General features: G+C 61.8%; 8 protein-coding genes and 1 pseudogene. 4 read left to right on the forward strand and 5 right to left on the reverse strand.

Going from position 1 to position 11,872, the window contains the following annotated elements; all coding sequences use genetic code 11:
• Window positions 1-26: 26 nt before the first annotated feature.
• Window positions 27-1,001 carry a GlxA family transcriptional regulator gene (locus ACIPZC_RS01355; protein ID WP_400624322.1) on the reverse strand — a complete coding sequence of 325 codons (975 nt, stop codon included), beginning with the start codon at window positions 999-1,001 and terminating at the stop codon, window positions 27-29.
• A gap of 178 nt (window positions 1,002-1,179) precedes the next feature.
• Between ACIPZC_RS01355 and ACIPZC_RS01360 the strand changes: the two genes are divergently transcribed.
• Together ACIPZC_RS01360 and ycaC are read left to right on the forward strand one after the other, a co-directional pair.
• Complete coding sequence (locus ACIPZC_RS01360) at window positions 1,180-1,551, forward strand: helix-turn-helix domain-containing protein (RefSeq protein ID WP_400624325.1); 372 nt, start codon at window positions 1,180-1,182, stop codon at window positions 1,549-1,551.
• A gap of 73 nt (window positions 1,552-1,624) precedes the next feature.
• Window positions 1,625-2,251: an isochorismate family cysteine hydrolase YcaC gene (gene ycaC, locus ACIPZC_RS01365; protein WP_012312177.1), complete on the forward strand. Its 627-nt coding sequence runs from the start codon at window positions 1,625-1,627 to the stop codon at window positions 2,249-2,251.
• Window positions 2,252-2,413: 162 nt separating this feature from the next.
• Here the strand turns inward: ycaC and ACIPZC_RS01370 are convergent, their stop codons facing one another.
• Window positions 2,414-7,471, reverse strand: coding sequence for an AAA family ATPase (locus tag ACIPZC_RS01370; RefSeq protein ID WP_400624328.1), 5,058 nt, complete (start codon window positions 7,469-7,471; stop codon window positions 2,414-2,416).
• A 241-nt stretch (window positions 7,472-7,712) separates the two neighbouring features.
• Here ACIPZC_RS01370 and ACIPZC_RS01375 point away from each other — a divergent pair, with 241 nt between their 5' ends.
• Together ACIPZC_RS01375 and ACIPZC_RS01380 are read left to right on the forward strand one after the other, a co-directional pair.
• Window positions 7,713-8,705, forward strand: coding sequence for a response regulator (locus tag ACIPZC_RS01375; RefSeq protein WP_400624331.1), 993 nt, complete (start codon window positions 7,713-7,715; stop codon window positions 8,703-8,705).
• Complete coding sequence (locus tag ACIPZC_RS01380) at window positions 8,702-9,076, forward strand: response regulator transcription factor (protein ID WP_400624333.1); 375 nt, start codon at window positions 8,702-8,704, stop codon at window positions 9,074-9,076. Before ACIPZC_RS01375 ends, ACIPZC_RS01380 begins: the two co-directional genes overlap by 4 nt.
• A gap of 140 nt (window positions 9,077-9,216) precedes the next feature.
• Here the strand turns inward: ACIPZC_RS01380 and ACIPZC_RS01385 are convergent, their stop codons facing one another.
• From ACIPZC_RS01385 to ACIPZC_RS01395, 3 genes and pseudogenes are all read right to left on the reverse strand, one after another.
• Complete coding sequence (locus ACIPZC_RS01385; RefSeq protein ID WP_267820102.1) at window positions 9,217-10,524, reverse strand: Nramp family divalent metal transporter; 1,308 nt, start codon at window positions 10,522-10,524, stop codon at window positions 9,217-9,219.
• Window positions 10,525-10,743: 219 nt separating this feature from the next.
• On the reverse strand, window positions 10,744-11,004 hold the full coding sequence (locus tag ACIPZC_RS01390; RefSeq protein ID WP_400624336.1) for a DUF2790 domain-containing protein: 261 nt from the start codon (window positions 11,002-11,004) through the stop codon (window positions 10,744-10,746).
• A gap of 139 nt (window positions 11,005-11,143) precedes the next feature.
• A pseudogene (locus tag ACIPZC_RS01395) lies at window positions 11,144-11,791 on the reverse strand (ATP-binding protein); the annotation flags it as partial.
• Window positions 11,792-11,872: the final 81 nt, after the last annotated feature.

The raw sequence follows: 11,872 nt of genomic DNA on the forward strand, positions 1-11,872 counted from the left end.
TTCCCGGGCAACGCGGAACGCTCAGCTCAACTGCCGCCGAACTGGGCCCGGTACTGCGCCGGCGTCATGCCTAGCCGCTCGCAGAACACTTTGCGCATATGCCGGTCACTGCCAAAACCACATTGCGCCGCCACCACCTTCAAAGGACGGTCGCTGCCTTCGAGCAGTTTGCGTGCCTGATCGATACGCGCGTTCTGCAGGTACTGCAACGGCGTGATGCCCACCTCACGCTGAAAGGTACGAGCGAAATTGCGCCCGCTCATTGCCACCAGGTCGGCCATCTTCTGCACAGTGAAGGCTTGGTCGATATGGTCGACGACATACGCTTGTACGCGTGCTATCACCGAGCCATCCCGTGGCACCGCAGCGAGCAGCGGACCATAGGGCGTCTGCCCACCCTGGCGATGACGGGCGACCAGCAGCACCTTGGCCACCTCCAAGGCCAGCGCCTTGCCGTGATCTTCTGCCACGATGGCCAACGCCAGGTCGATACCTGCGGTGATACCACCTGAAGTGATCAGGCCACGGTCGACCACATAGATCTGCTCGGTCTCGACTTTCGCTTCGGGGAATGCGCGGGCCAGGCGTTCCACATAATTCCAGTGGGTGGTACAGCGGTAGCCGCTCAGCAGCCCGGCCCGCCCCAGCAAGAACACTCCGGTGCAGATGGCGCCGAAGCGTTTGGCACTGTGCACGGCGTGCCCAAGCCAGCGCTCCAGCGTGGGCAGGGCGACGTCATAGGCTCCTGGCCCACCGGGCACCAGTAGCAGGTCGACGTTGCCTGGCAGGTCCTCCAGGCGCAGGTCTGCGATGACGTTCAGGCCACAGGACCCCCGAATGGCACTTTGGCTTTCAGCCACGGTGATCAGCCGATAGCGCCTGTCTTCGGGCAAGAACCGGTTGGCGATGGCGAAGGCGTCCATGGGCCCCGTGACATCCAGCAATAGCACATCGTTGAACAGCACCATGGCCACGGTGCGATGAGCGCGACTTTCCTGCATACCTCTTACGCCTTGAATGCTGGCCGCTGCTGCGGCCCGAAGCTGAATTCGGCTTGCATTTTAAGGTATCGGTAAGGCCTTGGGGCCAGCAGTGCACAATTAAGAACTCTTCAGGTTCGGCTCAGGACTTTGTCATGCACCGAGGGTGAGACTTTCTGCATTGAACAGGAGAGTCGCCATGAACCCTGGTTTGCCCGAAGACAACCCTCATTCCCCCGGTGCCCTGACCCCCACACGGTTACGCCAGGCCAAGGAACTGATGCTGCGCAGTTCGCTGTCGATCATAGAGATCGCAGGGGTGTGCAACCTCACCCGGAGCCACTTCTCCCGTGCCTTCAAGGTCAATACCGGCCTTTCGCCCCAGGCCTGGCGACTGCTGGCGCGGATGGAGAAGGCGAAGCGTCTGTTGGCCACCGAGGCGCCCATTACCCATGTGAGCCTTGAGTGCGGTTTTTGCGACCAGGCCCATTTCACTCGCGCCTTCAGCCGCCTGGTAGGCCAGCCGCCCAAGGCCTGGCGCCGATCAGCGCGCATCGATGCCCATCCTTAAGACGTTTTTATCCACAGGTATAAGCCCTCGGAACAGTGCCGAGGCCATTTTCCCTACCCAAGGAGTTACCCCAATGAGCCAACCCGATTACAAGCGCCTGAACAAAGACGACGCCGTGGTGTTGCTGGTCGATCACCAGACTGGCCTTATCTCACTTGTGCAGGACTTTTCGCCAAACGAATTCAAGAACAACGTTCTGGCGCTGGGCGACCTGGCCAAGTTCTTCGGGCTGCCGACCATCCTTACCACCAGCTTCGAGCAAGGTCCCAATGGCCCGCTGGTGCCTGAACTGAAAGAGATGTTCCCGGACGCGCCTTACATTGCCCGCCCTGGCCAGATCAATGCCTGGGACAACGAAGACTTCGTCAAGGCAATCAAGGCCACCGGCCGCAAGCAACTGATCATCGCCGGTGTGGTTACCGACGTGTGCGTAGCGTTCCCCACCCTGTCGGCACTGGCCGAGGGTTTCGAGGTCTTCGTGGTGACCGATGCCTCAGGCACCTTCAATCAAACCGTGCAGCAGGCGGCGTGGGTCCGCATGACCGAGGCGGGCGCGCAGATGATGAACTGGTTCTCGGTGGCCTGTGAGCTGCACCGTGACTGGCGCAACGATATCGAGGGGCTGGGCAATCTGCTGTCACAGCGCATTCCCAACTACCGCAACCTGATGAACAGCTATGCGGCGTTGAGCGCGCGTTGATGTGACGCGAGGGCCGCTAGGCGGCCCAACCGCCGGTCAAGCCGGCTCCCACTTGGATTGTGCCAGCTTTCGGGGGCAGTCCAAGTGCAGGGCCGATCGAGCTTGAGCAACTGGGCTAGCTGAGGGCGCTTGCCGGCCATTGGCCGGTGCCGAAAGGAGAGTTCAGGGCTGCTGCAGCGCGAGGGTAAGCCGAATCCTGCACCCACCCAGTGCCGAAACCTGCGCCTGCAACTGCCCCCCATGGGCCTGTACCACCGAATTGCAGATCGCCAGGCCCATCCCCAAACCGCCGCTCTTGGTCGTATAGAACGCGCCGAATACCTGATCCCGCTCCTCCGGAGCGATGCCCGGGCCGTTATCATCGACGCAGATCTGCACTTTGTCTGCCAGCACCTCGGATGAAATCTGCAGCAATCCATCGCTGCGATAGCCCGCCAGCGCCTCCAGCGCATTGGTGATGAGGTTGAACACCAACTGCTGCAATTGCACGGGGTCGGCCATCACGCTTACCCCGGCATGCAATCTGGTCTGCACCTCCACCTTGCATTTGCCGGCATCCCCAGAGGTCAGCCGCACTACTTGCAGAATCAGGTCGTCCAGCTTCACCGCCTTGAGCTGCATCGGCGTTTGTTTGGCCAGCGAGCGCAGTGCCCGCACGATGTTGGCGGCGCGCTCGCTGTCGTTGCGAATGTCTTCCAGGCCGGCAATGGCTTCCTTCAGATCAGGTGTTTCGCGCTTGAGCCAGCGCAGGCTGGCTGCGGCATTGGCGGCGATACCCAGAAGCGGCTGGCTGATCTCGTGGGCGATGGATGCCGAAAGCTCGTTCATCACCTGCTGGTGCGCACTGCTGGCAAGCTGCGCACGTGAACGGCGCAGTTCGGCTTCCATCTGCGAGCGAGTCTGGTTGTCTTCGGCCAGGCGCGTATAGAACTTTGCCGTTTGCAGCGAAACCGCCGCTTGCGAGGCCAGAATCTCCAGCATGGCCAGGCGCTGGCTGCCGAACAGGTTCGGCACCAGGCGGTTCTCCAGGTAAACCAAGCCGATCAGCACACCCTGGATCACCAATGGCAGGCACAGTACCGAGCGCGCATTGCGCGCCTGCAGTTCTTGGCGGAAGGCTTCTGGGCATTCGCTCAGGGCATCGTCGAGCACCAGTGGTTTCTTGGTGCGCATGGTGGCGTTGATGATCGACAGCGGGGCCTGGGTCAGGAATTTCTGGCAGTTGTCCATCTGCACATGCAGGCCGACATCATCGATATAGGCCAGGGCGGCCATCTGGAACTCCGCGCCGCTGACGATCAGCAGTGCGCCGTGATCGGCGCCGGAGTGCTGGGTCAGGTGGCCCATCAGCGTCTCGATGAGGCCTTCGAGCAACACCTCTTCGGACAGCGCCCGTGCAGCTTCGATACCCGCTTCCAGGTCCAGCCGCGCCTGGCTGGACGAACGGTGGGTTTCTTGTACCGGCTGGGTGCGCAGGAACGGGTGCAGTGTCTCGAGTTGGCGCACTTTGCCAGTTGCGCCCCAGATATGAAAACAGTCGCGGGCAATGCGCAGGTGCAGGTTGGCGCCAGAGATCAAGCCGTTGGGGATGCATACCTCGGCCAGTTGTTCGTGAGCCAGTGCCTGCTCATGAATGAACCCGGCAGTGGTGGCGGCGATCTGTGCCTGATCGAAGCAGCGGATGGCGGCCATGCCGTCGTTATTGAGTTTGGCGATGACCCCTTCTATCAACAGCAGCTTGTTGCGGAAGGTAACCGGGTTGAAGTTCGCCCAACTGGCAAAACGCACGCGCGCGGCCTGCAGCGCGGCCAGTTTGCTGGCAAGGCTGCCAGGTGCCTCGGGGCTGCCCAGCGCCAGGCCATGGAACAGGTAGTAGTCCGCCAGGTTGATGTGCGCAGGTGCCGCCCAGGCATGCTCGCCTGCACAGGCAAGGCTGTGTATGGCCTGCTTGATGTTGCCCAGGTAGAAGGCCGACATGCCGCTGAACAGGTGTTTGAAGAACAGGGTCGTTGGTGATCTTACCTCCCCGGACGAGCCTGAGCAGGGGGTGCCGCACAGGTCGGCGACGAATGCTTGTTGGGCCAAGAGGATATGTTCAATGTCGCTGTAGTTGTACCTGCGCACGGTGGCCAAGCCTTGTGCCACTTCATCGGCAACTTCCGGCAGGTAGCGCCCCATGAACAGCGAGTCCGAGACCAAGTGATTGCAGGCATAGCAACTCATTGCCAGGTCGCCGCTCAAGCGGCCTGAATCAACAGCCTCCAGGGCGGTGCGCCGGGCGAATTCCATGGGGGCAGTCCAGGCACTGACCTGGTCCAGGGCAAGCAGGGCGCTGGTCAGGTCTGCCTCGAAGCCGTGACGCTCGATCAGTTTCAGTGCCGCCAGGCAGCAGGCATGCCCATCGTGGTAGGCACCGAAACGCTCGGCGATCATCACCCCGTACCAGGCCAGCCCATAGGTGCTGCCGGGCGCAACGCCCTGGCTCAGGGACAACTCCACGAGCTTGGCCAAGTGCAGGAAACAAATATCGTCCTGGACGAAAAAAGACGATGAAAGGGTCGCCAGCAGGCCAACGGCGACCGTCACCTCCTGCGCATTGCACCGCGGCAGTGACTCCAGGCAGTGGCGGCCTTTGCGCTCGATCAGGGCCTGCACAACGGCGAAGCTGGCCTCGACCTGAGCCTGATTGCTACCGCGGTCCAGGGTAATGCCCAGTAGCTCGAGGCCGTATAGCGCTGCACTGATGGCCGCCTGGTAGTCGCAGTGCAAGGTATGCAAGCGTGCCTGCAGCCTGCAAACCTGCGCCTGGTCAAGGGGCGTTCTCGCCCGTTTCTGGCAATCGGCGAGACGGGCCTGAGCCTGCGGCATGCGTGACAGCTGCATGTCGCACTCCGCTGCCAAGCAGGCGATGCTAAAAGCGTGTTGCGCATGGGCGGAAGGTGTCCCGCTGACGCGCAGCATATGGTCGGCGGTGTGCAGGTAGCCTGCCGCCTGGTCAATGGCACCACTGTCGCGCGCTCGCAGGGCGGCCTCGCGCAGTAATGGCAGGAAGGCCTCGCAGGTATTCGTTTCAAACGCCTGGCCGCCGGTGCGTTGCAGCTGGTTGGCAATATCGAAGACGGCATCGTTCAGGTCGTCTTGCCATGTGTGCAGCATGGCGTGCGCGATCTGCGCATGCAGCTGTGCCCGTTCACGCAGCGGCGTGAGTGCGTAGGCGGCGCCCTGTACACGGTCATGGGCGAAACCCAGGCCCTTGTTACCCGGCAGCAGGAAGCCCGCGGCAGTCAGTGCTCGGAGCGATTCGGCGCAGAGCCCGGCAGGCAGCCCCAGGATGTGCTCAAGCAGCCGCTCATCGCAACGGTTGCCCACCGCGCTGGCAATGCGCAGCGTATCGCGCTGGTCAGGGGGCAGGCGCACCATGCGCTGAACCATCAGGTCGGCGACGTTATCCGCGTAACGGTGGCGCGACACCGCTTCCAATGACCATGACCAGCGCATGGCTTGGGTGTCGAACGTAAACAGCCCATCCTCGACCATCGCGGTGAGGATCTGGTTGATGAAAAACGGGTTGCCCGCGGTCTTGTCGTGCACCAGTTGCGCAACCTCCAGAGCAGCCTCGGGCTGCACGTGGTAGCGCTCGCCGATAAGCGCTGTCACAGCGCTCACGGTAAGCGGGCGCAGGTTCAAGGTGGTGCTGCGTACCGGGGCTGCAGGCGTCAGGGCATTGCTGCTGGGGTGGGCATCGTTACGCCGGGCGAAAATCAGCAAGAGGTTGCCCGGCGGTTTGGCGAACAGCTCCGCCAGCAAGTGCTGGGTGCCATCGTCGGCCCACTGCATGTCGTCCAGGAACAGCACCAGCGGGTGGCCCGGCCGGCTGAGTACATGGAGGAACTCGACGATGGCCTTGAGCTCTTTCTGCAAGGCCAACCGCGAAGGTTTTTCCGGCAGTTCAGGCAGTGGGCCGATGATCAGGTTGAGGTCTGGCGCCAGCTTGCCCAGCAGGCGGCCACGGCCTTTTAGCCGGCGCAGGATCTCGCGGCGCAGCGTTTCGAGGTCCTGGCTGTTTTTGGCCAGCAACTGCGTGGCCAGCGACCGCAGAATTTCGATCCAGGGCGCGTAGGGCATTGCCTGTTCGAGGCTGTTGCATTTGCCGATGGCCCAATAGCCGTGGGCATCGGCCCTCAGCGCCGTCTCGACAAGGCGCGACTTGCCCATGCCGGTCGCACCGCTGATGAACAGCGCTTGCGGTGTGCTGTCACGGCGCAAGGCTTTCATCAGCAGAGCGATCACCTTCTGCTCGGCATCGCGACCGTACAGGCGTTCGCGGCTGGGCGCGATACCGTCCGCGCTGCCTGGTTCAAAGCCTTCGATGGCCTGCGTGGTGGCCCACTGCCGCTGACAATGGTCAAGGTCGATGGCCAGGGCACGTGCGCTCTGGTAACGGGCATCAGGTTCTTTGGCCAGCGCTTTGGCGAGGATGTCGCTTAGCGCCAGCGGCACCCTGGCATCGACTTCGTTGGCTGCCCGCGGCTGCACGCCGGCATGTAGCTGGCGCCAGTGCAGCTTGTCGCGCCCGCGCAAGGGTAGCTCGCCCAGGAGCAACTGGTAGAGGATCGCGCCCAAGGCATAGATGTCGCTGCGCTGATCGCGGCTAGTGCCATGGGGGCAGAGTTGCTCCGGTGCCAGGTAGGCCCAGTTGCCGATGGGCGTTTGCTGTGCGCTGCCCTGTGCTTGAGTGTCGGCGCTGAAAAAACCAAGCCGCACACGCTGCGCTTTGCCGATGCAGATATGTTCCGGTTGTAAGGCCCCATGCAGCACATTGTGCTCATGAGCCTGCGCCAGAGCCTTCGCAGCGTTTACCGCAACGCCGAGAAAAGTCGAAAGCGCCGCCGGGCCTTGGGCGATGAGGACCGCGACCGAACGGCCTGCCGGGTATACCAGCAATGAGCCTTCGGCGCAGCGCAGAAAAGCCGAAGGGAGCACCGCCCACTCAGGGTCAAGGTGCAGGCGGTAGTCGCGTTCCAGGCGTTGGCAGGCGGCGGGCGCTTCGACCGGGGCGCGCACGGCGAGCCAGGCCAGGCGTGTGACAGGGTCGTGCAGGCGGAAGTAAGTGAGGTCGCCTAGCTGGCCCCGTTGCGTGATGTCACACCGGTTCAACCAGCCTTCGTCAATAGACTGAACGTAGTCGACGTGCCCGTGCACAAGGCGTTCATCGAGCATCCATCACCCCCTGCTTGGCGACATCCAGAGGCGCGAGTATACGCAGCGAAACCCTTGCCCTTGATGCAGGGAGGCAGCTTGGCAGGATTGGGCACCATCTTGACCGTTATGAGTCCCGGTGCAGCGGCGCACGCTTGTATAGTCCTGATGCCAACCTATCCCTCGGGATAATTGTTAGATCGCGCCCGCTGGCCTAGATTGCACAAGGCCGCGCAACCGCCCGTGCCCGCGAGAGAAGCCCATGATCCGATTAGGCAATGCCCAAGTATCGTTGGAGCGGCGAGAAGCCTTCGTCGACGGCAAGCCGGTGCCTTTGGGCGGGCGCGCGTTCGAGGTGCTGGCCACCTTGATCAAGGCCAAGGGCCGCGTGGTCGGCAAGGACGAGCTGTTCAGCCAGGTCTGGGCGGGCACGGTGGTTGAAGACAACAACCTGCAGGTGCAGGTCTCTTTGCTGCGCAAGGCCTTTGGCGCCCCGGGTCTGATCCAGACGGTACCACGGCGTGGCTACCGGCTGGCTGTCGACGTTGTCCTCGATCTGCCGCGCACTGCCCTGGGTAAGCCACCCTTGGAGGACGCGGCAGAGGGCCTGGTAGATCTGGGCCACAGTGCAAGCGTACCGGTGCTGGTGGTGGATGACGACCCGGCGGTGCGCAAGGCTCTGGCGCGGCTGTTCCGTTCACAGGATATCGCGCATCGGTTGTATGCCTCGGCTGAAGAACTGTTCGAAGGCCAGGCAGATACGCCCTACGCGTGCCTGTTGCTGGACATGAACCTGCCGGAGGCCAGCGGGCTGGAGGTCCAGGATGTACTGCGTCGGCTCGACCTGCCCTGGCCGGTCATCTTCATGACCGGTTACGGCACCATCCCCATGACGGTGCAGGCCATGCGCGCAGGTGCGGTGGAGTTTCTGACCAAGCCCTTTGACGAAGCGCAGTTGCTGACGGTACTCGACGCGGCGCGCGCACGGGCCTTGGTGCAAGGTCGCAAATGGCATCGAGCGCGGCAGGTGAAGGAGAAATACCAGCGCCTTACCCAGCGTGAGCGTCAGGTGTTCTCGTTGGTGGTCGATGGCCTTTCGCACAAACAGATTGCCAAGCAGATCGGCACCAGCGAGGTGACCACCAAGGTCCACAAGAAGAACATCATGAACAAGATGCAGTCGCGCTCACTGGTCGAACTGGTCGCCATGCACAACGTCATCGAGTCGTGTGCCGAGGGCCAGGGCCCGGCATGAACGGAGTGGTGTGTATCGTTGATGACGATGCTTCAGTGCGAAAAAGCTTGGCCAACCTGTTGCGTTCGGCCGGGGTTGCCACGTTGCTGTTCGCCTCGGGTGAAGAGTTGCTGGCCTCTGAGCTGGCACCGATGGCCGGGTGTGTGCTGTTGGACCTGAAGATGCCTGGGCTGAGCGGCCTGGAGGTTCAGCGGGAACTGGCGCGGTTGGGCTGGCGGTTGCCGGTGATCTGTATGTCGGCGCACTGGGATGATTTGGCGGTGCAGGCGTCTATGCGCAACGGGGCATTGGCATGCCTTGGCAAACCATTCAGCGAAGAGGTTTTGCTTGGGGTTGTCGAAGAAGCCCTGACAAGTGCAAGGCATTTGTGAACTTCAAGCCAGATGCTTCAGCGTCGACCTGTTCGGCAAGGGTCCCGAGCGCATGCCTCAGGGATAACGCGTTCGTCAAGAACAGCCAGCGTTAACCTTCAGTGCCCCATCGCCGGCAGGCCGGCGATGGGGCGAGGGGCTCAGCCCAGGCCGAGCAGATCCACACCCAACTGGAAGGCCACCCACAACGCCAGCCCGGTCGCGAATGCCAGCGCGATGTTTTCGAACAGGTTGTTGCGGTATTGCTTGCTGAGCAGCGACTTTTGGTTCGACATGATCAGCAGGCCCAGCGAAATGACAGGCAAGCCAATGATGTTCAACGCACTGACGCCAATGGTCAGGGTCACGAAGTCGGGCATGCCCGGGATCGACCAGATCAGCGGCGTCACCAGAATGAACAGCATGAACCACTTGTGCATCGGGTCCTTGTGGAACTCTTTGCCGTAACGCTCACGCCGCTGCGGGCGGACATGCTGGAAGGCATCGGTAATCAGCATCGGGAAGGCCGTGGTCTTGCCGGAAATGCTGGCGAACAGCGTGGCGAACACACCGATGAAGAAGATGTACCAGCCGATCGGGCCGAAGAATATTTCCAGTGCCTTGCCCAGGTCGCCGAGGGTTTTCACTTCGATGCCGTTTGGCCGCAGTATTTCCGCGCCGACGATCCAGATGGCCAGGTTGATGACGATACCGATGAACACGGCGAACAGCAGGTCGTTGCGCTGGATGCGTTTGTGTTGCGGGCCTACCCAGCCCTTCTGGCGCATCACGTAGGGATGCACGAAGTTGGCCACCGAGCCTGCCACCGCGCCGATCACCGACACCGCCACCAGCAGTGCACCGTGCACGCCTTCGTCGGCGGGGATGCTGAAGCCGATGGTGCCTTTGACGATACCGGCCACATCCGGGCCAGACATTACGGCCAGTGCCAGAAACGCCAGCGTCATCACCGCCAGCAGCAGCTTCATCACGCCTTCGATCATCGCGTAGATGTTGCGCCCGACCAGCATCCACACCGCCAGCACCACAGCCATCGAGCACAGCAGCGGGTAGTCGATGCGCAACAGCATCGCCAGCGCTTCGCCTGCGCCCTTGATCATGTAGGCGTTCATCAGGTGGCCCATCAGCAGCGCGTAGGCCAGCATGAACCAGGCAAATACGGGGTGCAGTTGCGCGTACCCCTGGAGAATGGTCATGCCTTGGTTATTGCACAGCTGGAAGCGGGCGATGATGTTGACGATGAGGTATCTGAGCAGCAACGAAACGGCGAGTACCCACATCATGGCGTAACCGTAGTTGGCGCCTGCGACGGACGAGGTTATCAGATCACCTGCGCCAAGCCAGGACAACACCGCGATGATGCCTGGACCCAGCAGTTTGATCAGCCGTGTTACGCGGCTTTGAGAGGGTGCGGCAGCACTGCCCTCGGCCGAATGAATGCTCGACATGGGTATGTCTCCGTTATTGTTCTTGTTTAAACGAGCGCAGTCGAACACAGTAGATAGGATGTCGTACAACCACATTTTGTTTTCAAATGTGTCTAAGTATTACAGGTTTTAGGTAACGCCTTGTCGCTACAGGTCTCGCGAGCAGTTGCTTTGAATATGCCAGTATCCTGCAAATGCAAAAGGCCGCTTGCACGGCCTTGTTCGATCTTGCATGGGCATTCAGTTCTGGTTGCCTTGAGCGTTATCGGGCTGGTAGTAGCGAATGCTCCGGACTTGGCCAGTGCTGTCTCGGTAGGTCATGGTGGCCGTGCTTGGCTGGCCCTGGATCGTGGCCGAGGGGACCAGGCTGATCACCTGCGCGATGTCCAGGTTCATGCCGTAGTGGTAGGGCGTCGCTTCGGTGGACTGAGCAAAGGTACCGGCACTGGTGCCCAGTGCAAGGGTGGCGAGGGTGAGTGCGAATACGGTGCGAAGGGTCATGGTCGTTCTCCAGATTCAGTAAGGGGTGGCGACGATTGCTTTCTGTCTGGAGCTAATATTGCGCGCAATTATTTTGCGCACAAAATATATTGCCGCTATGGCTAGTATTGAGTGCGCATATGAAGGGCCCGCCGCAGGGCTAGTGACTTCCGGGCCGGTACTGCAGGGCTTCGGCCAGGTGCGCCTTGGCAATCGTACTGGCCCCCTCCAGGTCAGCCAGCGTGCGGGCCACCTTCAACAGCCTGTGGGCGGCGCGCAGGGAAAGTGTCAGGCGCTCGCAGGCACTCTCCAGCCAGGCCTGGTCGGCAGCGCACAATTCGCAGTGCCGGCGCAGCCCCTCGAGGTCCAGAAACGCATTGGCACAGCCTTGCCGGCGGTACTGCACCTCGCGTGCCTCGGCCACCTGGGCGGCCACATCGGCGCTGGTCTCGCCGCAAGGTTGGTTGTTGAGCGTGGTGGTTTCACGCGCCACGGTAAGGTGCAGATCGATGCGGTCCAGCAGCGGGCCGGAAAGCTTGTTGCGGTAGCGCTGGATCTGTTCGGTGCTGCAGCGGCAGCGGCCGGTGGGGTCGCCCAGGTAGCCGCAAGGGCAGGGGTTCATGGCCGCCACCAGTTGGAAGCGCGCCGGAAAGCGTACTTTGTCCCGTGCCCGGGCAATCACGATCTCGCCAGACTCCAGGGGCTCGCGAAGCACCTCAAGTACACGACGCTCGAACTCCGGCAATTCATCGAGAAACAGTACCCCATGGTGCGCCAAGGTGATTTCACCTGGTTGTGGCCGGCTGCCTCTGTAGGATTCCTAATTTGCTGCGACACCCCCATACTAGAGGCCTTTAGTCCTCGAAACTGCGTTCGTCAATAGCTGCGA

The organism is Pseudomonas sp. NPDC089743, assembly GCF_044748785.1.
Classification (GTDB): Bacteria; Pseudomonadota; Gammaproteobacteria; order Pseudomonadales; family Pseudomonadaceae; genus Aquipseudomonas; species Aquipseudomonas putida_X.